Source organism: Ruegeria sp. N10, assembly GCF_056531545.1.
Genome location: NZ_JBQFLY010000002.1, coordinates 232043 through 253540, shown reverse-complemented (window position 1 = coordinate 253540; position 21498 = coordinate 232043). Strand labels below are relative to the sequence as shown.

Annotated in this window: 23 protein-coding genes; 6 read left to right on the top strand and 17 right to left on the bottom strand. The window is 58.0% G+C overall.

Going from position 1 to position 21498, the window contains the following annotated elements; translation table 11 throughout:
- Positions 1-137: 137 nt before the first annotated feature.
- The 13 genes from ACR0JI_RS04575 to ACR0JI_RS04515 all read right to left on the bottom strand — a co-directional run bounded on the left by ACR0JI_RS04575 (position 138) and on the right by ACR0JI_RS04515 (position 14107).
- Positions 138-1775: an ABC transporter ATP-binding protein gene (locus tag ACR0JI_RS04575; RefSeq protein ID WP_480475718.1), complete on the bottom strand. Its 1638-nt coding sequence runs from the start codon at positions 1773-1775 to the stop codon at positions 138-140.
- A complete protein-coding gene (locus ACR0JI_RS04570; RefSeq protein WP_480475720.1) occupies positions 1772-2587 on the bottom strand; it encodes an ABC transporter permease in 816 nt (271 codons plus the stop codon). Before ACR0JI_RS04570 ends, ACR0JI_RS04575 begins: the two co-directional genes overlap by 4 nt.
- Complete coding sequence (locus ACR0JI_RS04565; RefSeq protein WP_209504642.1) at positions 2587-3543, bottom strand: ABC transporter permease; 957 nt, start codon at positions 3541-3543, stop codon at positions 2587-2589. The genes ACR0JI_RS04570 and ACR0JI_RS04565 overlap by 1 nt, the downstream gene beginning before the upstream one ends.
- Positions 3544-3558: 15 nt before the next feature.
- Positions 3559-5142, bottom strand: a complete 1584-nt coding sequence (locus ACR0JI_RS04560) for an ABC transporter substrate-binding protein (protein WP_480475722.1) — start codon at positions 5140-5142, stop codon at positions 3559-3561.
- 234 nt (positions 5143-5376) lie between these two features.
- Positions 5377-6480, bottom strand: coding sequence for a glycerate kinase type-2 family protein (locus ACR0JI_RS04555; protein WP_480493717.1), 1104 nt, complete (start codon positions 6478-6480; stop codon positions 5377-5379).
- Positions 6480-6917, bottom strand: a complete 438-nt coding sequence (gene dtd, locus ACR0JI_RS04550) for a D-aminoacyl-tRNA deacylase (protein WP_480475727.1) — start codon at positions 6915-6917, stop codon at positions 6480-6482. Before dtd ends, ACR0JI_RS04555 begins: the two co-directional genes overlap by 1 nt.
- Before the next feature lie 40 nt (positions 6918-6957).
- Positions 6958-7626 carry a nitroreductase gene (locus ACR0JI_RS04545; protein ID WP_480475729.1) on the bottom strand — a complete coding sequence of 223 codons (669 nt, stop codon included), beginning with the start codon at positions 7624-7626 and terminating at the stop codon, positions 6958-6960.
- A gap of 65 nt (positions 7627-7691) precedes the next feature.
- Positions 7692-8795, bottom strand: coding sequence for a TFIIB-type zinc finger domain-containing protein (locus tag ACR0JI_RS04540; protein WP_480475731.1), 1104 nt, complete (start codon positions 8793-8795; stop codon positions 7692-7694).
- A 47-nt stretch (positions 8796-8842) separates the two neighbouring features.
- Positions 8843-9988: an SPFH domain-containing protein gene (locus tag ACR0JI_RS04535; protein WP_480493719.1), complete on the bottom strand. Its 1146-nt coding sequence runs from the start codon at positions 9986-9988 to the stop codon at positions 8843-8845.
- Between the two features lie 22 nt (positions 9989-10010).
- Positions 10011-10931: a DUF2927 domain-containing protein gene (locus tag ACR0JI_RS04530; protein ID WP_480476918.1), complete on the bottom strand. Its 921-nt coding sequence runs from the start codon at positions 10929-10931 to the stop codon at positions 10011-10013.
- A gap of 49 nt (positions 10932-10980) precedes the next feature.
- Positions 10981-12171: a toxic anion resistance protein gene (locus tag ACR0JI_RS04525; protein WP_480493721.1), complete on the bottom strand. Its 1191-nt coding sequence runs from the start codon at positions 12169-12171 to the stop codon at positions 10981-10983.
- A gap of 30 nt (positions 12172-12201) precedes the next feature.
- Positions 12202-13116, bottom strand: coding sequence for a 5-bromo-4-chloroindolyl phosphate hydrolysis family protein (locus tag ACR0JI_RS04520; RefSeq protein WP_480493723.1), 915 nt, complete (start codon positions 13114-13116; stop codon positions 12202-12204).
- 175 nt (positions 13117-13291) lie between these two features.
- Positions 13292-14107, bottom strand: coding sequence for a pseudouridine synthase (locus ACR0JI_RS04515; protein WP_480475739.1), 816 nt, complete (start codon positions 14105-14107; stop codon positions 13292-13294).
- A gap of 61 nt (positions 14108-14168) precedes the next feature.
- Between ACR0JI_RS04515 and ACR0JI_RS04510 the strand changes: the two genes are divergently transcribed.
- On the top strand, positions 14169-14627 hold the full coding sequence (locus tag ACR0JI_RS04510) for a nucleoside deaminase (protein ID WP_480493855.1): 459 nt from the start codon (positions 14169-14171) through the stop codon (positions 14625-14627).
- A gap of 25 nt (positions 14628-14652) precedes the next feature.
- Here ACR0JI_RS04510 and ACR0JI_RS04505 read toward each other — a convergent pair whose 3' ends face one another.
- Positions 14653-15624, bottom strand: a complete 972-nt coding sequence (locus tag ACR0JI_RS04505) for an adenylate/guanylate cyclase domain-containing protein (protein WP_480493725.1) — start codon at positions 15622-15624, stop codon at positions 14653-14655.
- A 7-nt stretch (positions 15625-15631) separates the two neighbouring features.
- Positions 15632-16324, bottom strand: coding sequence for a metal-dependent hydrolase (locus ACR0JI_RS04500; protein WP_480493727.1), 693 nt, complete (start codon positions 16322-16324; stop codon positions 15632-15634).
- Positions 16325-16383: 59 nt separating this feature from the next.
- On the opposite strand from ACR0JI_RS04500, the gene ACR0JI_RS04495 reads away from it, so the two are divergent.
- On the top strand, positions 16384-17055 hold the full coding sequence (locus tag ACR0JI_RS04495) for a ceramidase domain-containing protein (RefSeq protein ID WP_480493729.1): 672 nt from the start codon (positions 16384-16386) through the stop codon (positions 17053-17055).
- 75 nt (positions 17056-17130) lie between these two features.
- On the opposite strand, the gene ACR0JI_RS04490 is transcribed toward ACR0JI_RS04495, so the two are convergent.
- Positions 17131-17694 (bottom strand): DUF4202 domain-containing protein, encoded by a 564-nt coding sequence (locus tag ACR0JI_RS04490; protein ID WP_480493731.1) that lies wholly within the window; start codon positions 17692-17694, stop codon positions 17131-17133.
- A gap of 157 nt (positions 17695-17851) precedes the next feature.
- Positions 17852-18010, bottom strand: coding sequence for a hypothetical protein (locus ACR0JI_RS04485; protein ID WP_209504628.1), 159 nt, complete (start codon positions 18008-18010; stop codon positions 17852-17854).
- 228 nt (positions 18011-18238) lie between these two features.
- Here ACR0JI_RS04485 and gatC point away from each other — a divergent pair, with 228 nt between their 5' ends.
- Genes gatC through ACR0JI_RS04465 form a run of 4 tightly spaced genes read left to right on the top strand, consistent with a single transcriptional unit; the run spans position 18239 to position 21431 of the window.
- Positions 18239-18526, top strand: a complete 288-nt coding sequence (gatC, locus tag ACR0JI_RS04480) for an Asp-tRNA(Asn)/Glu-tRNA(Gln) amidotransferase subunit GatC (protein ID WP_480475753.1) — start codon at positions 18239-18241, stop codon at positions 18524-18526.
- A gap of 3 nt (positions 18527-18529) precedes the next feature.
- A complete protein-coding gene (gatA, locus tag ACR0JI_RS04475; RefSeq protein WP_480493733.1) occupies positions 18530-20017 on the top strand; it encodes an Asp-tRNA(Asn)/Glu-tRNA(Gln) amidotransferase subunit GatA in 1488 nt (495 codons plus the stop codon).
- Positions 20018-20056: 39 nt separating this feature from the next.
- Positions 20057-20761: a hypothetical protein gene (locus tag ACR0JI_RS04470; RefSeq protein ID WP_480475757.1), complete on the top strand. Its 705-nt coding sequence runs from the start codon at positions 20057-20059 to the stop codon at positions 20759-20761.
- Complete coding sequence (locus ACR0JI_RS04465) at positions 20712-21431, top strand: N-acetylmuramoyl-L-alanine amidase (RefSeq protein ID WP_480493735.1); 720 nt, start codon at positions 20712-20714, stop codon at positions 21429-21431. Before ACR0JI_RS04470 ends, ACR0JI_RS04465 begins: the two co-directional genes overlap by 50 nt.
- Positions 21432-21498 lie beyond the last annotated feature (67 nt).

Here is a 21498-nt window from a genome sequence, read left to right as displayed (position 1 = left end):
AGTATTTCATGCGGACGATACGCGAGTTGAAACCACGCGCCTGCCAAATCGCGTCCCAAATAATAAATTCCCGACGTCAGCCAAGGTGCAAAACGCCGGGAATCCATTTCTTCAAAGTGATGTTACAGGCGCAGAGATCAGTTCCCCGCACTTTCCATTTTGCGATGGGCAACGACCTCTTCCAGCCAGCCCAGATGCATCTCGGGCACCGAGCTCAGCAGAAGGTCTGTATAGTCGTCGAATGGCGGGCTGAGCACCTGACTCTTTGGACCATAACGAGCCACGCGTCCCTGATACATCACCGCGATGCTGTCGCTGATCGCCCGAACCGTCGCCAGATCGTGGGTGATGAACAGATAGGCCACATCCTCGATCTTCTGCAAATCCAGCAGCAGTTTGAGGATACCGTCCGCTACAAGCGGGTCGAGCGCCGATGTCACTTCGTCACAGATGATCATCTTGGGCTTGGCTGCCAGTGACCGCGCGATGCAGACGCGTTGCTTTTGGCCACCGGACAACTCGGCCGGATAACGGTCGATGAACTTCTCGCCCAACTCGATCTCGTCCAGCAGTTCGACGACCCGTTTGCGCTTTTCGGCACCGCGCATGTTGAAGTAGAACTCCAGCGGGCGTCCGATGATCGTACCCACTGTCTGGCGCGGGTTCATTGCCACGTCAGCCATCTGATAGATCATCTGCAACTCGCGCAGGTCCTCGCGGGATCGTCCGGCAAGGTCAGGCGAAAGCTTGCGTCCGGCAAACGTAATCTCGCCGTCGCGCGGCGGCAGCAGGCCGGTGATCACTCGGGCAAGTGTCGATTTACCCGACCCGGATTCACCCACAACCGCCAGCGTCTGACCCGGATGAAGCTCGACATTGACGTTGTGCAGCACGTCGAAATTCAACCCCTTGTAGCGCGCGGTGATACCGTCAACGCTCAGCAGCGGTTCCGCTGTGGGCTGTTTTTCCTCGTGCTCGATCGAACGGACCGAGACCAGAGCCTGCGTGTACTCTTCCTGCGGGTTGTTGATGATCTGATCGGTTGACCCGTATTCAACCGTATTCCCCATCCGCAAAACCATGATTTCGTCGCTGACTTGCGCCACGACCGCAAGGTCGTGCGTGATGTAGAGAGCAGCAACACCGGTATCGCGAATGGCTTCTTTGATCGCCATCAGCACGTCGATTTGCGTGGTCACATCCAGTGCCGTGGTGGGTTCATCGAACACCACCAGATCGGGTTCAGGGCACAGCGCCAGCGCCGTCATGCATCGCTGCAACTGTCCGCCTGAAACCTGGTGCGGGTAGCGTTCACCGATATTATCCGGGTCGGGTAGGCCTAGTTTGGCGAACAGTTCCCGCGCGCGGCCTTCGGCCTCTTTTCGCGAAAATTTCTTATGCTCAACCGCAGCTTCGACAACCTGATCCATGATCTTCTTGGCCGGGTTGAACGACGCGGCAGCGGATTGCGACACATACGCAACCTCACCGCCGCGCAGATTGCGGATATCGCCATGCGACGATTTCAGAATATCGCGCCCGTTTACCCAAACCTCGCCGCCGGTAATTTCAACACCGCCCCGGCCATAGGCCATAGAAGCGAGGCCGATGGTGGACTTACCGGCACCGGATTCTCCGATCAGGCCCAGCACCTTGCCGCGTTCGAGGTCAAAACTGACCCCGTGCACGATTTCGATGTCATGGGGTTTTTCACCCGGTGGATAGACCGTTGCACCGATCTTGAGGTCACGGACCTTGAGAAGGGTATCACTCATCCCCGGCCTCCTTTCAGCGATGTGGTTCTGTTCAGGACCCAGTCAGCGACAAGGTTGACCGAGATCGCCAGCGTCGCGATGGCCACAGCTGGGTACAAAGCTGCGCCGATGCCATAAACGATGCCGTCCTTGTTTTCCTTCACGATGCCGCCCCAGTCGGCCAGCGGTGGCTGAACGCCCAGCCCCAGAAACGAAAGGGTCGAGATGAAGAGGACCATAAAGATAAACCGCAGCCCAAACTCGGCCACCAGCGGTGACAGGGCGTTTGGCAGGATTTCACGGAAGATGATCCAGGCACGGCCTTCGCCGCGCAACTTGGCGGCCTCGACATAATCCATCACGTTGATGTCGACGGCAACCGACCGCGACAGGCGATACGGGCGTGTCGCGTCCAGAAGACCCATCACCAGGATCAGGATCGGGACTGTCACCGGGACAATGGCCAGAATGACCAGTGCCAGGATCAGGGTCGGGATCGACATGACCAGATCAACTGCCCGGCTGAGAACCTGATCAGCCCAACCGCCCAGAACCGCAGCCAGCAAACCCAGCGACGTGCCGGTTACAAAGCTGAGGATCGTAGCCGCAGCCGCAATGAAGATCGTCGTACGCCCGCCGTAGATCATGCGTGTCAGCAGATCCCGACCTATATTGTCGGTGCCCAACAGGTGTTCGGCGCTTGATGGCTCCCACACATCGCCAACCACTTCGGCCATGCCGTAGGGCGCAATCAAAGGCGCGGCTAAGGCGACAAAGAAATAGAGACCTGTGAAAAACAGACCGATCATCGCCGAAATTGGAATATTCTTCATCATTTCGGATGCCTCAGTCTTGGGTTGGCCAGGATCGACACGATATCGGCCACCATGTTCAGCCCGATATAGACGGCGGCAAAGACCACACCGCACGCCAGCACGACCGGCACGTCACGCTTGGTCACCGAGTCCACAAGGTATTGTCCCATGCCGGGATAAACGAACACCACTTCGACCACGACAACACCCACGACCAGATAGGCCAGGTTCAGCATCACCACGTTTACAATGGGCGAGATCGCGTTCGGAAAGGCGTGTCGCGCAATGACCTGAAAGTTTGACAACCCCTTCAGTTCCGCCGTTTCGATATAGGCTGACTGCATCAGGTTGAGGATCGCCGCGCGGGTCATGCGCATCATCTGCGCCAAGACCACCAGCGTCAGCACGAAAGCGGGCAACGCGATCGCATTGAGTTTTTGCCCGAATGACATCGAGTCGTTGATCATCGCAAGCGAGGAAAACCAGCCCAGCTTTACCGAGACATAGTAGATCACCACGTAGCCGATCAGAAACTCTGGTATCGACACTGTCGTAAGCGTGATGGCAGAGATCAGCTTGTCCGGCCAGCGGTTGCGGTAGCGAACTGCCAGCAAGCCCAGGAAGATGGCAAGCGGAACCGAAACCACGGCTGCGGCGCATGCCAGAAACAACGTGTTGCCCAACCGTTTGCCAATGCTTTCCGCAATGTCCAGCTTGTTGGTCAGGGACTGACCCAAATCACCTTGAACGATACCGCCCAGCCATTCGAAATAGCGGGTCAGGGCAGGCCGGTTCAGGCCCATTTCTTCGCGCAGGTTTGCAAGGGCCTCGGGGGTTGCGGACTGCCCCAGGACGGCTTGCGCTGCGTCTCCGGGAAGGGCTTCGGTCAGGCCAAAAATCAGGGCCGAAGCGCCAAACAGCAATAGGAGTCCCAGCGCGAGGCGCTGGGAAACCAGTTTGATGATAGGATGCATGATCCGTGGCCTGTTTTACGCGAACCACATTTTGCGGCTGGCTTGTCCACCCATTAATTCGTCATAGGGATCAGGTTCCCAACCGGCCAACTGATCGCTGACACCGTCGAGAAACTGGTTGAACATCGGACAAATCAGACCGCCCTCTTCGTTAAGCAGTCGACCCATCTGGGAGTACAACTCTTTACGCTTGGCGGTGTCGAGTTCACCCTTTGCTTTATTCAGCATGTCATCGAACTCGGGCCGTTTCCAGCGTGTGTCATTCCAGTCGGCGGTCGAAAGATACGCGGTGGTATACATCTGATCCTGTACCGGGCGGCCAGTCCAGTAAGAGGCGCAGAAGGGTTGCACGTTCCAGACTTCAGACCAATATCCATCACCCGGCACGCGTTCGACCACGAGCGGGATACCGGCGGCAGCGGCGCTTTGTTGGAAGAGCTGAGCCGCGTCCACAGCGCCCGGGAAGGCAACTTCAGACGTGCGCAGTACGATCGGTGATCCGTCGTGGCCAGACTTCTTGTAGTGTTCAGCTGCCTTTTTGAGATCGAACGGACGTTGCGGGATCGTATCATCAAAGAGCGGATAGGCCGCATTGATTGGAATGTCGTTACCGACACTGCCATAGCCCTGTAGAATCTTCTCAACCAGCTCCTCGCGGTTGATCGCATATTTCAAAGCCAGTCGTAGATCGAGATTGTCGTACGGTGCTGTGTCCGAATGCATGATAAAGACGTAATGCCCGCGACCTGTCGTGGGTTGTACACTGAGGCCCGGTGCGCGACCCAGTAGTCCTGCAACCTTGGGTTCAACCCGGTTGATAAGGTGAACCTGACCGGACTGAAGTGCCGCAGTCCGAGCCGTGGAATCATTGATCGCGATTATCTCGACACTGTCAAAGTGCGCATCATCCGCCCAGTAATTCTCGAACTTCCTAAAGACGTGACGCACACCCGGCTCATCGACTTCCAACTTGTACGGACCGGTACCGATACCTGCACCTGGATTTTCGAGGCCACCGCCTGGCTGAATGATCAGGTGATAGTCTGCCATGAGGTAGGGCAAGTCAGCGTTCGGGCTGTTCAAGGTGACAGAGAAGACATCGCCGTCAACTTTCATCGACTCAATCTCTTTCATGATGCCTAGGGCACCAGATTTCGAGTTTTCGTCCGAATGGCGCTGCATGGTCTTCAGCACGTCTTCGCTGGTAAGTGTCTTGCCGTTGTGAAATTCAACGCCCTGCCGGATCTTGAAGTTCCAAACTTTGGCGTCTGCGCTGGCTTCGACGCTTTCGGACAGGCGCGATTCAATCGAGCCGTCCGGCGCTACAACCACAAGCGTGTCACCGAATTGGCGACCGTTAAGCGCAGGCACTTGGCTGGCGTAAGTTGCGGGGTCCAGAGAGTTCGTCGATTCGCCACCGACAGAGCCGATCTTCAAATCACCGCCCTTTTTCGGCCCAGCAGCCCGAGCGGCGTCCGCGAACAGTGTGCTGGCCATCGCAGCCGAAACACCCAGCGCCGCGGCTTTCCCCATGAATTCGCGGCGGGTCATTTTTCCGGCTGTGACCTGACCGGCCATATGCGTGATTTGTTCGTTCATCGAGTATTCTCCCTATCGAGTGGTTTTAACCCTTTTCGGGTTTTTGTTGACGCATGAGTCAACGTTGACTTATTTCGGCGGACCGGGCAAGGATATTTCTCCTTGATGCCGAAGGCCGAAGCGCAAGTAACTTTGTTTGGCGCGATGCCCTTTCCACAAGAATACTATGATACAATTCTGTTTCAGGCCAGTTTCCGAGCCTTTGCGGTACGGCGCGGTGCGATATGCGTCAATTCATCCACGTATTGCGACAACCAGGTCCATGACATTGGTGCCAGTTGGCCCGGTTGTCAGCAAGGCTTGTGCTTTGTCCAGAAACGACCCGCTGTCAGCATTTATAAGCGCAGTCATCCCGCTGTCGTTCCATGTTGCACCGGTAATGATTCCCCCTGCCGCATTGGTCGGTCCGTCTGTGCCGTCCGTTCCGCCGACAACAACTGTCAGGTTTGACTGCCCGGCAATCTCCTGCGCCAGCGCAAGTGCCAGTGCCTGGTTTCGTCCACCGCGCCCTGGGTGATCCGGCAAGACCACAGTCGGTTCCCCACCGAAGACCATCACGCCTTTTTCCATTCCGCGCAGCAGTTGGCCAAGATGTGCGGCGACATTCAGATAGTCATCATGCAGCGCCTCTTCATTGGCCCAAACCTTTAGCCCAGCTGCTTCGGCGGCTTGCACAACCGCATTGCGGGCATGGGCGTTTGAGGCCACGATCCGAGTGGTGGCCCCAAATGTGTGGCTGGAAGGCAAAGCGCCGATACCCGATCCAATGACATTGAGGTCGTCGCCCGGTACATCCGAGATGGCCAGAACGGTCGCGCGCGCGCCCGCAAAGTGCGACAGTAACCCCCCGCCTTTGATGCGGGACAGTTTGCGCCGCTCAGCGTTCATCGCACCGATATCCATCCCCTCTGAAAGCAACTTGCGGTTCAATGCTTCGAGATCGTTCAGTGATTTTCCGGGCAAAAGGTCTTCGGCCAGCGAAGATGCGCCACCCGACACCAGAAGCAGCACATGTGATCCGGGGTCCATCTGTTCCAGCGCCTTACGCAGAGCACGCCCGCCTTCAAGGCTGCGGTTGTCCGGAACCGGGTGCGAGGCTTCGATCACCTCGACAGTGTCCGGCAAGTCACGGCCGTGATCGTCCTTGGTCACAACAAGCGTGGGAACCGTGCCGAACCGCGCCAAGGCCGCCCGTGCCATGGCGGCGGCGGGCTTGCCTACGGCCAGAATACGGTCCGGTTTCGGGATGTCGTGCAGGGCGGCCTCGGTGGCGGTGTATCCATCAACGGCCTCAACCCCGGCGCGCCAAAGTTGAACGGCTTGCTTTTCAGTATCCATCAAGTCTCCACCCAGATTGTGACCGGTCCGTCGTTGACAAGTTCAACGGCCATGTCGGCCCCGAATTGTCCAGTTTCCACCGCTACACCTTGCGCAGCAAGGTAGTTTGCGAAGGTGTTATACAGATGCTCGCCAAGTTCGGGCGGTGCTGCAGTTGAAAACCCCGGCCTGTTACCGCTTGTTGTATCTGCCGCCAATGTAAACTGGCTGATCACCAAGGCTGACCCTTTTACATCCAGAAGCGAGCGGTTCATCTTGCCCGCGTCGTCCTTGAAGATCCTGAGTCTGGCGGTTTTTCGGGCCAGTTTTTCAGCCTGGGCTTCATCGTCCCCCTGCATGGCGCAGACAAGAATCAAAAGCCCCGGACCGGATGCGCCAATGACATTGCCATCGACCGATACTTTGGCTTGCGAAACTCTTTGCAGCAATGCGCGCACGCGGTTCCCCCCTTGGCGATTATCTTGCCTGAGCGATGGTTTAGCCGCGCCAGTCGACAAAGTCACCCAGCGCGGCACGATCTGTGCGAAAGTTATTTGCGGGATGCTTTCTGTCTGAATACCCAAAGGAGATTGCGCACAGGATCAGGCGGTCTTCCGGGATCTGAAAATATCTGTGCAGGAACGGGCCATACGCAGCTAATGCGGCCTGAGGAATGGTTGCCACGCCCAACGCCTGCGCTGCCAACGAAAAAGCCGTAACAAACCCTCCGCAATCCATTGCGCCATATGGCCCAAGTTCCGCCGGGCTTGAGACGATGGCGCAATGCGGTGCATCGAACAGAGCGAAATTGCGCATCATTTGTTGGGCCGATCCTGCCCGGTCCCCGCGTTCCACACCGACTGCTTCATAAAGCGCCCAACCGCACGCGCGGCGGCGGTCTTGATAGACGCCTGAATATGACGCGGGAAACGGAAGATCGGGGGCCGGTGCGCCTGTTTCAGCTTCGTTTTGCATCGCCGCGCGGAACCTGTCGGTCTCTGCGCCGCTTGTGATCACCAATTGCCACGGCTGCGCGTTACACCAGCTTGGGACCCGGGCCGCGCTGGCCACGATTTGTTCGATCTGCTCCTTTGGTACAGGGTCGGGCAGGAAGGCCCGGCAGGAATGGCGTTTCTCCAGAAGGTTATTCAGTTCTGCAAATGACACTAGCGCCTCGTTGTTATGTTCCGACCCTTAGGCTGATCATGCCGCGCGAGATGTACAAGCAGTTGCTATTGCTGCCCGTTGGCTGCCAGATACCCGACAACCCCGGCAACAAGCAGGCCCAGAACAACGGCAATCGTGATCTTGATGGCTGACCAGGGACGTTCCCCCTGAACCCGCCCGGTTCGACCGTTCACCACAAATCGATAGGTCTGCCCGCGATATTTGTAAGCCGCCATCCAGATCGGCAGCAGAATATGTTTGAAGGTGACATCGCGCACCTCGGTGTCCACCGCGTGGATACGCTGCTTGTCACCCCCAATATCGAAGCGAACATCCCGTTCGATCACGCGCGCCATATGCGCGCGGGCCTCGGTATAGCCCTCTTTGAGTTCAACCGTATACGCCTCGGCGCGAAACCCGGCGAGGTATTCTGGCTGGTAAGGTTCAAGTGCCGGCAGATCCCAAGGCTGTAACGCGTCAGTGTAAGCCTTGGGCAGCGACTGCGAGGCCAGCACCAGAACGTCATCAAAAAACCGCGCAACACGACCTGATTTGGGCGACCAGCGCACTTTTGGCACCTGTTGCTGAACCCGTTTACCGTCCCGTATCACGGTGTGGGTTTCATAATAAATCACGCCGCGCTCACCACGGTAGGTGGACTTGGTGTCGGCATCAAAGGTCCAGTAAGGCACATAGATGCCCTGCATCTTGCGGCCCTTGCGGGCATAATCCTTCAACCCGTTTGGCGCGAACCATAACCGCCCCAGCCAATCGCTCATCGCCTTATGCGCCTCGCGCTCGTCGAAAGCAAAAGGCAGAACGCCCTTCGGTTTGATATGCCGGTTCACACCGGTGTCGGTTACCACCGGCGTGGCACAGAACGGGCATTCCGCAGCGTGCGTGTTGGGGTCGAATTCAACCTGCGCCGCGCAGTTCGGACAGGACAGAACGCGGGTCTGTTCCAGCTCGCTGTCAGGCAGACGATCCGCAATGGCCGCGTCAAAATCCAGTTCGCGCAGGCTGGCACCTTGCCAGGGACCCGATCCGATGGGTTCGGAATGACCACAATGATCACATGTCAGCGTACCATCGCCAGGGCTGAACCGGTAATCTGCGCCGCATTGCTGGCAGGGGAAGCGGTGCTCTGCAAGGTCAGGGGCGTGTGTCATACATTACCCAATAGTGTCAGGACAGATGGAGGAGTATCGCGTTTTGGTCAGGCCCCCGGCGGCGGTGGCGGCAGAATGGTGAACAACTGCGCCAGTTCCTGCACGTCTCCGGCCTTCTTCCAGCCGTCCTGGCCCGCGGTCCAGACATAGGTGTCGCGCGTCAGATCGCCCTCGCTGACCATTCTGCCCATCCTGGCTTTGGAAAACGGGCCGCTGGTCTGCCCATCTACGGCGATATGCCAAACATGCTCGACCGGTGGCGGCGGCGGGGCCACATAGGCTGCCGGTCGCGGGGCAGCGGGGGCGGGTGCTCCCCACGGGCCGCTTGGCTGGCCTGCTGCGATGTTTGACATCTGCTGTGCCATTGCCATGCCCATTCCCATGCCAAGACCTGCGCCCATGCCACCGCCTTGGTTGGGGTTGCTGGCCGCAGCCGTCATCGCCTCCGCCGCGGAATACTGTGTGAATTTACCCAGATCTCCGGCCAATCCCATCGAGGTCCGCTTGTCCAATGCGGCCTCGACCGCTGGCGGAAGCGAAATATTCTCGATGTAGAATTCTGGCATTTCCAACCCATAGCCTTCCAGCACCGGGGAAACTTCGGCCGCGATCAGTTTGCCCAGATCAGCCGTGTTCGCCGCCATGTCCAATACGGGAATGCCAGATCCCGAAATAACGCGGCTGAACTCCTGCACGATGATGTTGCGGACCTGAAAGCTGATCTCGTTCATGGTGAATTCGCCGTCGGTTCCAACGATTTCCACAAGGAACCTGGCCGGGTCTTTTACGCGCACGGTATAGGTGCCATAGGCACGAATGCGGGTCGGCCCAAACTCGGGGTCGCGCAGCATGATCGGGTTCTTGGTCCCCCATTTCAGGTCGTTGAACCGGGTCGTGTTGACAAAGTAGATCTCGGACTTGAACGGCGACTGAAAGCCATGATCCCAGTGCTGTAACGTGGTCAGGATCGGCATGTTGTTAGTTTCAAGCATATAGAGACCTGGCGTGAACACATCCGCCAGCTGCCCCTCGTGCACAAATACTGCCGCCTGACCTTCCCGCACCGTCAGCTTGGCACCGTATTTGATTTCATGGCCTTCACGCTCGAACCGCCAGACCATGGTGTCGCGAGTGTCGTCAACCCAATGGATGACGTCAATGAATTCTCCGGTCAGAAAATCGAATATTCCCATTTGGGTTCTCCTGTCCTTGGGGTCAGAGCGGCTGCCCCATCAATTCCCGGGCAATGACATGCACGATGGGGCGGGCCTGATCGACTGTCACGCCGGGCTCAAGCCGCTTGTCATAAAGCATTGTCAGCAGTTTTTCGTCATGGCTCGTCAGCAGGGCAAACTCGTCATCATCATTGAAGATCGATGGGCGCGCTGCCGGGCTGTCGTTCGACAATCCCAGCCCCTGTGCGATTTCTTCGTGGATACAGCTGCGACGGACCAGATCAGTCAATTCGGCCCGGATCAACGCAACGGCGCGCACATATTTATACGGAGAGGCCGTTGTCGCCGAGGCAAAAACAAAACAATCGAAATTCGATCTCGGATTTGCGACCAGATCAAGCGAAGCCTGACTGATATTCGGGATCAGCTGTTTCAGTCGGGACACCACATAGGCGCTGTCGTCCTTGCCCGCGAAGAAGACGTGGAAGTTAGCGTTTCGGGAGACCACGGAAATCGGATGATCCGTCAGCCTCGCCAGGCGCGACGCAAAGGATTGAACCCGTTCCGCATCTTGTTGCCGTACGGCGGGCAGCACGGAAGGCCCAAACTCAGTCTGGATGCGCACCGGCCCCGACCACCGGCTGAGCTGCCCGTCTGTCTGGCGCGAACCGATGGAAACGTTTTGGGTCGGATATTCGCTGTAGAACGCAATCGTTTCGAAATTTCGCGCCAGATCCTGGGCGTCATAAGGTGTATCAGGGCCGCCCCCGTCTGTCCGCAATAACCCCCGCACCAGAAGGTCGCGTTCGACACGCTGGTAAAACCGCGCCAAATCCTGACTTGCGGCAGAGGGCGGTACATAGGCATTCGCCGCAACAGAAACAGGCGCTGGGCGCGCTTGCGGTGGAATCGAGGAAGTCAGTGTTTCATCGCAATTGGCCAAAGCCAAAACCGCCGCCATCCCCAGCGCCTTTTTCAGATATTCGTAGGCCTTCACGCCACTCCCGCCTTTAGCCTGGAACTGCCGTACCGGCGTTATCGCCGATTCCATCCCGCCGCGCCTTGGCAGACGCCAAAGTGTCGCGCAGTTCCACCTCCATCTTCTGCAGCTCGGCCTCGGCCGCGGCACGTTTGGCTTTTCCTTCATCCGCAATGGCAAGGCTTTCGTTGATGGTGCCGATCAGGTCTGCGTTGGCCTTTTTGACAGCTTCGATATCGAACACGCCGCGTTCCATTTCCTCGCGTATCATCTTGTTCGACTGGCGCAGATTGGCAGCATTCGAGGTCAAAAGTTCGTTGGTCAAGTCGTTGGCGTCGCGCACCGCGGCGGCAGCTTCGGCGCTGCGCTGAATGGTAACGGCCTGTGCCAGTTGCGTTTCCCACAGCGGCACGGTGTTCACCAGCGTCGAGTTGATCTTTGTGACCAGAGACTTGTCGTTCTCCTGCACCAGCCGGATCGAAGGCAGCGACTGCATCGTGACCTGACGGGTCAGTTTCAGATCGTGCACGCGGCGCTCCAGATCGTCACGCGCGGCGCGCATGTCACGCAGTTCCTGCGCTTTCATCACTTGCTCTTCTTCTGGCGCGGCCTGAACGGCAGCTTCCCTTTCGGGGATGTCGTGGCTGTCCAATTCGGTCAGCTTTTCTTCACCCGCCGCGATGTACAGCGCCAGTTCATCATAGAAGCCCAGTGTTTTTTCGTACAGCAGGTCCAGCGATTTGATGTCCTTGAGCAGTGTATGCTCATGCCCCAGAAGATCGTCGGTTATGCGGTCGATTTGCCCCTGAACTTCTTCAAACTGAGCGGTGAACTTTGCAAATGGCGCGGCCCTGCCCAGCAGCCTTTCCCACCAGCTGCGCTCGCGGCGCACGTCCAGTTCACTGACCGAAAATCCGCGGATTGTGGTCACGATATTGCGCAGACTGTCGCCTGCGGGGCCAACATCCTTGTTGCGCACATCCGCCAGCATGGCCTGACTGATTTCCTGCAATTCGGCCTGAGCGGAAGATCCGAAAGCAACAATCGAATTGGTGTTGCTTATGTCGATCTCGTCCATGCGCTTGCGGATCTCGGCACTCACTGGTTCGTCGGCTTCTTCAAGCGAGATAACCTCGGCCTTTGGTTCGGGCAGGGCAACTGCGATGACTTCCTGCACCAGTGTTTCGGCCTGAGCCGCCTTGTTCTTGATCTCATCGGACATGGGGATGTTCCTCGCTCAAATAATGGCCGGTCAGTCCAACCGGACGCCTTCGCGCTGCAGTCTTTCGCGCAGCACGTCGATTTCGACCGTCAGATCACTGCGGTCATCCAATAGCATTTTGCGCGTACGCGCGGCGAAATTCTGTTCTAGGTCATCCAGCAGCGCGACGTAGTCCGTCATCGCCTGCGCATCGCGGGTCCGGGCATAGACATCGGCGAACTTGACCGTCGCATCACGCGCGCCCTGTAGATAAACCGTCATGTATTTTCGCGCGCCCGCCAGATCGCGCGGGTCTTCCTCGACCGTTCGAAAAAGGTCACGTGCAGTGTCCTGAAACCGTTCTAAACGGGCTTCGATCCGGCGATCACCCGCACGTTTGATGGCGTCCGTCATCTCGGAAAGACGGTTTTCCGCATCCTCAACGACCCGGGCAACGCGATCTTGCTGAAAGGTGTCAATTCCTTCCATGCCTTTGTCTTTCATCGGATCAAACCCGAAGGAGGCCGAATGCAGCACGGTTGCTGCCGCGCCGAACAAGACGGGGGCAAGCAGGCTGACTTGTGATGCCGTTTCCGCATTCAGAAACTCGGTCCGGTACGACGCAAAAGCGGCACCCAGACCTGTCAGAAGGCTGGCAAAGATTTTACGCGGAAAAGCAGGTCGGCGGGCGGTTTTACGGGCGTTAAACGCGGCTTCGGCCCGCAGACCTTCGCGCAGCAAAAACGCAGCTGCCGTCAGCAGGCCAGCTGCGATCAGACCAATGGTCATGCCAATCGCGCCGTCGTTCAGCGACAGAAATACCAATGGGATGGCCGGTATGAACAGGACATTGGCACGCGCGCCCGCAGGTTCGACCCGCGCGCCATCGAATTGCCCACGGGGCTGAAGAGTGTCGCCGGACTTATCATCCTGAGGGCTGTATTTGCCGCCAAATCGCTTTGCCATGCGTTACAAGCCTCCAAGCACGCCTGTGCACACGCCAAACAAAAGCACCAGCAATACGGCGTAGGCGAATTTTTGCACTCCGCTTCCGGACATCACGCTCCCCAAATAGCAGCAATCACAGAAAATTTAGGGGATACGCATGCTTGGCGCTAGGGGGAAGGTTGCCGAACCTGCATCACTTGCGGGGATTCTTGCCGATGGGCGGGCGTTTTCTTTGTGGTCGCGTCGGGCGTTTGGGGGCCGCTTCGGGTTTGGCATCCGAATCCAGGCCAAGTTGATCGCGCATAACGCGGCGGCGGATTTCTTCGACTTCGCCCGGCTTCAGATTGCCCAATTGGAACGGTCCATAAGAAACCCGCAACAAACGGTTCACATTAAAACCGATATCTTCCATCGCGCGGCGGATTTCACGGTTCTTTCCTTCGCGCAGACCGATGGTCAGCCAGGCATTGGCCCCTTGCTGGCGATCCAGCGTGACGGTCATCGGCTGGAACCGCTCTCCCTCAATCACCAGCCCTTTGCGCAGCGGTTCGAAATCTTCGTCTTTCGGGCGGCCGTTTACCCGCACACGGTATTTGCGCAACCAGCCGGTCGCTGGCAGTTCAAGCTTGCGCTTGATAGCACCATCATTAGTCAGCAGCAGCAGACCTTCGGAATTCAGGTCAAGCCGGCCAACGCTCATCACCCGCGGCATGTCTTCGGGCAGCTTGTCGAAAATCGTATCGCGCCCTTTTTCGTCGCGGGTTGTTGTGACCAGCCCAGCAGGCTTGTGATACAGCCACAAGCGCGAGGGTTCCGGTTCCGAGACCGGTTTACCGTCGACAACGATCTTGTCTTTTTCTGTTACGTTCAGGGCGGGGCTGTCGATGGCCTTGCCATTTACGGCCACGCGGCCAGCTTCGATCATGCGTTCGGCCTCGCGCCGCGACGCGACGCCGGCGCGGGCCAGGACTTTGGCGATCCGGTCGCCGGGAGGAGGGGTCTTGTTCATGTCTGGGCCATACCCTATCCCGCGCGCTTGCGAAAGGCAGGTTTCTGATGCAGTCAGGGGCATGATGTTCAAATCGCATATGGAACAGGCACTGAGTGAGGCGCGCGCTGCAGCGGATCGCGGCGAAGTGCCCGTTGGCGCGGTCATTGTCGGGCCGGACGGCTCTGTTGTGGCGGTGGCAGGAAACCGGACGCGTGAGTCGAACGACCCAACGGCGCATGCAGAAATCCTGGCTTTGCGCGCGGCCTGTGCCCATGCTGGATCTGAAAGACTGCCCGGACATGATATCTATGTCACACTGGAACCCTGCGCCATGTGCGCAGCGGCCCTGGCGGCCGCGCGTATCCGGCGCGTTTATTACGGGGCTTCCGATCCCAAATCCGGCGGCGTGGCCCATGGCGCGAGGGTTTTTTCCCACCCGCAAGCGCATCACAAGCCCGAGGTCTATGACGGCTTAGCGGCCAAAGAATGTGAAACCCTGCTGCTGGATTTTTTCGCAGAAAAACGAAAAGAAAAATGAGGCTGGCCTGACAGGACGGCTACTGTCAGTTCCAGTCCAGGCGATACACTGTCTGCTGCCCGCCGAACCCTTTCAGTGAGACCGATTTTGGCGTGCTGAATTTCAGACCGCCCGCCGGGCTGACCAGCAATCTGGTTACGTCGGTGACGTGAATTTCGTTCGGGCCACTTACGTCTGTCACGCGCGCGGCCTTATTGACGACGGACCCGAAGAAATCCTCATCTTTCTGTATGACGTCGCCGGTATGAATTCCAATCCGCAGACCCAGAGGTGTTTCGGCATTTGCCAACGCGTTCTTACTTTGCAGCTCGATTGCTGCCTGGATTGCATCCTGGACCGTTGGGAAGATCGACATCGTGCCGTCCCCAAGGGATTTGACCAGCCGTCCCTGATGGGCGTGGATGAGGTTTTCAGTCAGATCAAAATGACCGGAAATAAGCTGGGCCCATTTCTTGTCGCCCAATTGCCGGGTGATATCTGACGACCCGACAATGTCAGTGAACATGACCGAGGCGGTTCCCTCGGTCTGATCCTGTATGAACTCCTGCTTTGCGGCTTCGATCAGTGCATTCAACGCCGCATGTTCGATGCCGATCTTTTCCATGTTCGAGGTTGGGTTGGACACATGCAGCTGCACCATTTTCCAGACGCCGTCTTCCAGATGCAGTACAAATGTAAAGCGGTGCCAGGCTGAATTGCCGTTCGAATGAAAGGTCAGCGTCGCTTCGCAAAATGCCCAGCCCACATCCCCACATTCAAAAGCTTCCAGCGAATGTTCCTGCCAGTCATAGTCCGGGATTTCCTTGGTGTGATCCGCGAAGCCACGGCGAAACACCTGCCCGGACCATGCCTCTTCATCCGCCGAGCCCTGATACCGCAGGTGTTCCGAGGATGACAACATATTGACCAGCACAGCCCGATCCTTGTCATGAACGGCTTGATTCCATCGCCGTACAACTGCGATCAGTTCAGGTGAAGGGACAATGTCGCTGGTCATATCATCCCTACAGCTTTATCGCCTGCATAACCTGCAGTTCGATGACGTCTACACCCGGCAAAGCACCTGCCAGCGCCTGAGCGGATTGCTCAAGAATCGGGAAGGTCTTGTAGTGGCAGGGGATCACAGTTTTGAAGTTGAAGTATCGTTTGGCTGCATAGGCGGCGCCTTTCATATCCATGGTGAAGTGCCCACCTGCGGACAGGATGCCGATATCGGGTTTGTAGTAATCCCCCATCCAGTCCATATCCGCCATGATATCCGTGTCACCTGATACATAGACCATGCGGCCCTCGGTACTGATCATGAAGCCGACCTCGCTGCCGCCCGTGCGCAGGCCATCCGGTGTCGAAAATGTTGAGCTGTGAGAGGCCGGGACTATTGTTACCTTGACCCCGTTCAGGTTGACCGTACCGCCCTTGTTGAAACCAATGGTCTCGATGCTTTCGGCTTCGGCCCAGTACCCCATCAGGTCATATTGTCCCACAACCGGAATCTTCAGGTGTTTGGCCAAAGGCAGAACGTCGACGACATGGTCAAAATGTGTGTGGGTCAGAAGGATATGGGTGGCGCCATCAACGGCGGCGTCATGCTGTTCCTCGGGCAAGACCGGGTTGCCGGTCAGCCAGGGGTCGATTAGCAGCACCTTTCCCTGGGTTTCGATACGGAAACTTCCATGGCCCAACCAGATAATGTTCATAATTATTTCCTCCCAATCATTCTGTTGGCGGCAGCCTAACATCGGATAAGTAAATTTCCATGGATTGGTTTCGTGAAATAGACGGGTACTGCGAGCGGCTGTCTCCAGCCTACTGGGCAGAGCCCGTTAACGCGGTCACAAACGCTGCTTTTCTGATTTGCGCATGGGTCATGTGGCGGCGCGTGCGCAATCAGAACATGCCGCTGGCCAAGGTTCTGGTGGCGCTTCTGGCGATCATCGGGTTTGGCAGTTACCTGTTTCACACGCATGCGCAGGTATGGGCGGCTTTGGCGGATGTCGCGCCCATACTGTCGTTCATTTTGGTCTATATCTTTGCGGTGAACAAAAACATCTGGAGGATGCCTTTGGGGCTGGCGTTCGGGGGAATGCTTCTTTTTCTTCCCTATGCGGCTGCTGCTGTCCCACTTTTCCAACAGGTTCCGGGGCTTGGAGGGTCGGCGGTTTATGCGCCGGTCGCTTTGCTGATCCTGATCTATGCTGTTGCGTTGCGCGACCGTGATCCGATTCTGGCCAAAGGGCTGAAAATCGGGGCGTTGATCCTGATCCTGTCGATTGCCTTCCGTGCCCTCGATATGCGTCTCTGTGCTCAATGGCCGGTGGGGACACATTTCATGTGGCATATCCTGAATGCTATTATGCTGGGCTGGATGATCGAAGTGTATCGTGCGGCCCTCATCAGGGGCCGCTTCACCCAAACTCGTGGATCATGAGCATATGTCGTGGAGGCCTGTCGTGACCATCCTTCAGACTTATGATTCGGTCGGTGAAACGGCGCGGCCCTTTTCTCAGTCTTGAAAGGCCGCGGCCAGATGATCCGGCAGGTCGAATTCGCACAAAACCCGTGCGCGGCCCTCGGGCGACATCTTGCGGGCAGTCTTCTCAACGATGCTTTGGATTTTCTCGGCTGAGTGTTTCGCCGCAAAGGGCTGGAAATACCATTTCAGAAATACAAAGCAGATCACATCTTCCAGCGCCTGCACCTCTGCATCGCGTTTGATGCCTTGCTTGCGCAACATGCGACCCGCGGCTTCGGCCTGCTCGGCGTCATAGCCTTCTTGGGTCATCAAACTCATTACCACATCCGCGTGATGCACACCCTGCGCCTTGCGCCAGGCCAGATAACCCGCCCGGCCTTCAGGGAATTCATTGCGGGCAAGTTTCCACCGCTCCACATGTTGACCACGCGCCGCAATCTGCAAGGCGTCGGACGCGCCCGGAAACAGTCGGTCAAGCTCTGCGCTCATCCGCTCGCCGTAAAGCTGCGCTTCGGGGCGGCCATCATCGCGGTTGGGGTCATTTGCGTTGGCCGCATCGATGGCATCCAAGACCGCTTGTTTTTGCGTGTTCATCAGCTGCTCCACTGGCTTATTGGAGCCGCAAGTGCCTTATGCAGTTCCAATTTGGTATTTGCAGCAATGCTAACGACTCGCTTTGGGCTGTGCACCCTCGAATATGCGCTTTGGCCGGGTCGGAGAGGGGAAATCCGACCCGGCCGGAACCTGCGCATCACTTTGCAGGTTTAACCTTGTCCTGAGTGACCGGTTCCGTCACGGGCGAGGGGAAGGTCAAAGTGCGTGTCAGGTTGCTTGTGTCGATACCCAAGGCCATGGCCGGTGCGGCCAAAAAGGTGGCGGACAAGACCGCGGCAATCATCAGGGGTTTCATGTTTTTCTCCGGTTTGCGTTGTGTCGCACAACTAGAAATGAACAGTACAGTTCAGTTTTCAAGGACAATATTGAACTAATTAGTTTACTTTTTTGCATACCACTCATTCAGTTTTGAATGGCGGGTGTCATGCGGTGGATCTCAAACTCGGGACGGCCCATGGCGCAGCGGTCTTGCGACTGCCGCAACAGACAGGTAAACGCCCCATAACGTAGATGAGGGAAGCCGATGTCGATTGACCAAAGCACCGCCGCCAAAGTGGCCAAACTGGCCCGGATCAAGGTCGAGGATGACGCGCTCCCGGCGCTGGCATCCGAGTTCAACACCATCCTCGGGTTCATCGAACAGCTGAACGAAGTGGATGTCGAAGGTGTCGAGCCGATGGTCTCGGTCACGCCGATGCGGCTGAAACGCCGTAAGGACGAGGTGACCGACGGCAACCAGCAGGACAAGGTTCTGGCCAACGCCCCTGATGCCCGCGAAGGGTTCTTCGCAGTCCCTAAAGTGGTGGAGTAAGACATGAGCGATCTGAACAAACTGGGTCTGGCCGAGGCGCGCGATGCCCTGCGTTCCGGTGACGTCACTTCTGTCGAGCTGACTGACGCCTGCCTGAAAGCCATTGACGAGGCAGATGCGCTGAACGCTTTTGTCCACAAGACGCCGGAAATTGCGATGGAACGCGCCAAGGCTGCGGATGAGCGGATCCAGCGTGGCGACGCACCGTCGATGTGTGGCCTGCCGATCGGCATCAAGGATCTGTTTTGCACCAAGGGTGTGCCGTCGCAGGCGGCGTCGAAAATCCTGGAAGGGTTCAAGCCGGAATACGAATCCACCGTTTCTCAGCAACTGGCCGACGCAGGCGCGGTGATGCTGGGAAAACTGAACATGGACGAATTCGCCATGGGATCGTCCAATGAAACATCGACCTATGGCAATGCGGTCAGCCCGTGGCGCCGTGGCAACGATGATGCGCAACTGACACCGGGCGGCTCGTCTGGCGGGTCTGCGTCTGCCGTGGCTGCTGATTTGTGCCTGGCTGCGACAGGTACCGACACCGGAGGCTCGATCCGCCAGCCTGCGGCCTTCGTTGGCATCACGGGCATCAAACCCACCTATGGTCGTTGCTCTCGGTGGGGCATCGTCGCCTTTGCGTCCTCGCTGGATCAGGCAGGACCAATGACCAAGAACGTGCGTGATGCAGCGATCATGCTGGAAACCATGTGCGGACATGACCCCAAGGATTCGACCAGTGCCGAACTGGCGGTCCCGAATTTCGAGGCCATGCTGACCGGTGACATCAAGGGCAAGAAGATCGGTATCCCGAAAGAGTACCGTATGGACGGTATGCCCGCCGAGATCGAAAAACTCTGGGCCGATGGCGCAGCGATGCTGAAAGCCGCGGGTGCCGAGATTGTCGATATCTCGCTTCCGCATACCAAATACGCGCTGCCCGCCTATTACGTGATTGCCCCGGCCGAGGCATCTTCGAACCTCGCCCGCTATGACGGTGTTCGCTATGGCCGCCGCGCACAGCTGGCGCAGGGCGATGGCATCACCGAGATGTACGAAAAGACCCGCGCCGAAGGCTTTGGCCCCGAGGTGCAGCGCCGCGTGATGGTCGGCACATATGTGCTGTCCGCAGGTTTCTATGATGCCTATTACAACCGCGCGCGCCGGGTCCGGACCCTGATCAAGAAAGACTTCGAAGACGTGTTTGCCGCGGGCATCGATGCCATTCTGACACCGGCAACCCCTTCGGCGGCGTTCGGTCTGGGGGAAATGACCGAGGCGGACCCTGTTCAGATGTATTTGAACGACGTCTTTACGGTTACCGTGAACCTCGCGGGCTTGCCCGGTATCTCGGTCCCCGCAGGCCTGGATGCACAAGGTCTTCCATTGGGGTTGCAGCTGATCGGGCGCCCGTGGGAAGAAGGTGACTTGCTCAACACCGCTTATGCGCTGGAAAACGCAGCCGGATTTGTGGCCAAGCCCGGCAAATGGTGGTAAGCCTTCGGGAAAGTGGATTACCAAAAACGGAGCCAAACAATGCGTGTTTTGCTTTTGGTCCCGGCCCTGACACTGGCTGCGGCCTGCACCAATGTCGCGCCGTTGACCAGCACGGGTTTCAACACGCCTGAATATCAGGCGCGGCGCGAGGCTCAATTGGCCGGCCAGGGTGGAGCGGTCAATCCGCTGCTGGCTCCGGTCGATGTTTCCCAGCAACCACTGGGCGCGTCAGGAGCATCAACCTTTGCAACGGGTGAGAATGCGGACATCGCCAACCAGACTGCCGCAGCGTTGGCCAGCACGTCTGGGCAATCCGCGGTCCCCGCGTCGCCGGCTTCCGGCTCCAGCAGCAGTGCGATCTCTGACGAGCAGGACTTCGCGGCCGTGTCCGAGAGGCGCAGCATCCAATCCGATGCCGCGCGGATTGAACAAAACCGCCAGACCTACGAAGTTGTCGCACCAACCGCCGTGCCTGAGCGCACGGCGAGCGGCCAGCCGAATATCGTACAATATGCGCTAAGCACCTCCAATCCGGTGGGCACGCAACTCTACAGCCGCTCCGGTTTCAACCTGCAAGCCAAGGCACAGCGGAACTGTGCGCAATTCCCGTCACCGGATCAGGCTCAGATCGAATTCCTGTCCAACGGCGGTCCGCAACGTGACCGCAAGGGTCTGGACCCAGACGGCGACGGCTATGCCTGTGGCTGGGACCCCAGCCCGTTCCGCAGTGCCGTTAACAACTGACGCCCTGACGCCGATCTGGCATCCGTCTCCGAATTTCGGCAAGCGCCGGGGCGGGTTGGTGCCATTCTTGATCGTGATCCACTATACGGCCATGGACAGTGCACTGGCGGCTCTGGATCGCCTGTGCGACCCGGCTTCCGAGGTTTCGGCCCATTACCTGATCGGCAATGACGGCACCCTTTGGCAAATGGTGCGGGAAGAAGATCGCGCCTGGCATGCCGGGGCAGGGGAATGGGGCGGCAAGGACGACATCAACTCGCGCTCGGTTGGGATCGAACTGGACAACACCGGCAAACATCCGTTTTCGCAGCCGCAAATGGCGGTGTTGGAACAGCTGTTGCCCCTGATCATGACCCGCTGGTCCATTACTCCGTCCGGAGTTATCGGACATTCCGACATGGCGCCCGGGCGCAAATCCGACCCTGGGCCGCGCTTTGACTGGAACAGGCTCGAAAGGCAAGCGCTGGCCAAACCGCGCGGCACAGGAGTTGATCCGACGTCACCTGATGCAGAAGCATTTCGCGCCTCTGCTCGGATGGCAGGTTTCACCGCCCCCGTGGACGATGCAAAACTGCTGGCCGCTGTCCGATTGCGATTTCGACCCTGGGCGAAAGGTCCGCTGGACATGGCGGATATGAATGCGCTCACCCCGTCGGGCACAACAACCTGATCCGCTCTTCATCTGGCCAAAAATATCCCGGGGTTGAATTGGCCGCAGGCCAAGAAGGGGCTGGCCC

Coding starts and splice junctions, on each gene's coding strand:
- ACR0JI_RS04540 (WP_480475731.1), bottom strand. CDS start 8,795: ATGACACACGCCCCTGACCTTGCAGAGCACCGCTTCCCCTGCCAGCAA.
- gatA (WP_480493733.1), top strand. CDS start 18,530: ATGAGCGATCTGAACAAACTGGGTCTGGCCGAGGCGCGCGATGCCCTG.
- ACR0JI_RS04490 (WP_480493731.1), bottom strand. CDS start 17,694: ATGAACACGCAAAAACAAGCGGTCTTGGATGCCATCGATGCGGCCAAC.
- ACR0JI_RS04575 (WP_480475718.1), bottom strand. CDS start 1,775: ATGAGTGATACCCTTCTCAAGGTCCGTGACCTCAAGATCGGTGCAACG.
- ACR0JI_RS04525 (WP_480493721.1), bottom strand. CDS start 12,171: ATGTCCGATGAGATCAAGAACAAGGCGGCTCAGGCCGAAACACTGGTG.
- ACR0JI_RS04560 (WP_480475722.1), bottom strand. CDS start 5,142: ATGAACGAACAAATCACGCATATGGCCGGTCAGGTCACAGCCGGAAAA.
- gatC (WP_480475753.1), top strand. CDS start 18,239: ATGTCGATTGACCAAAGCACCGCCGCCAAAGTGGCCAAACTGGCCCGG.
- ACR0JI_RS04570 (WP_480475720.1), bottom strand. CDS start 2,587: ATGAAGAATATTCCAATTTCGGCGATGATCGGTCTGTTTTTCACAGGT.
- ACR0JI_RS04555 (WP_480493717.1), bottom strand. CDS start 6,480: ATGGATACTGAAAAGCAAGCCGTTCAACTTTGGCGCGCCGGGGTTGAG.
- ACR0JI_RS04485 (WP_209504628.1), bottom strand. CDS start 18,010: ATGAAACCCCTGATGATTGCCGCGGTCTTGTCCGCCACCTTTTTGGCC.
- ACR0JI_RS04530 (WP_480476918.1), bottom strand. CDS start 10,931: ATGGCGGCGGTTTTGGCTTTGGCCAATTGCGATGAAACACTGACTTCC.
- ACR0JI_RS04565 (WP_209504642.1), bottom strand. CDS start 3,543: ATGCATCCTATCATCAAACTGGTTTCCCAGCGCCTCGCGCTGGGACTC.
- ACR0JI_RS04495 (WP_480493729.1), top strand. CDS start 16,384: ATGGATTGGTTTCGTGAAATAGACGGGTACTGCGAGCGGCTGTCTCCA.
- ACR0JI_RS04505 (WP_480493725.1), bottom strand. CDS start 15,624: ATGACCAGCGACATTGTCCCTTCACCTGAACTGATCGCAGTTGTACGG.
- ACR0JI_RS04470 (WP_480475757.1), top strand. CDS start 20,057: ATGCGTGTTTTGCTTTTGGTCCCGGCCCTGACACTGGCTGCGGCCTGC.
- ACR0JI_RS04500 (WP_480493727.1), bottom strand. CDS start 16,324: ATGAACATTATCTGGTTGGGCCATGGAAGTTTCCGTATCGAAACCCAG.
- ACR0JI_RS04465 (WP_480493735.1), top strand. CDS start 20,712: ATGCCTGTGGCTGGGACCCCAGCCCGTTCCGCAGTGCCGTTAACAACT.
- ACR0JI_RS04520 (WP_480493723.1), bottom strand. CDS start 13,116: ATGGCAAAGCGATTTGGCGGCAAATACAGCCCTCAGGATGATAAGTCC.
- ACR0JI_RS04515 (WP_480475739.1), bottom strand. CDS start 14,107: ATGAACAAGACCCCTCCTCCCGGCGACCGGATCGCCAAAGTCCTGGCC.
- ACR0JI_RS04535 (WP_480493719.1), bottom strand. CDS start 9,988: ATGGGAATATTCGATTTTCTGACCGGAGAATTCATTGACGTCATCCAT.
- ACR0JI_RS04510 (WP_480493855.1), top strand. CDS start 14,169: ATGATGTTCAAATCGCATATGGAACAGGCACTGAGTGAGGCGCGCGCT.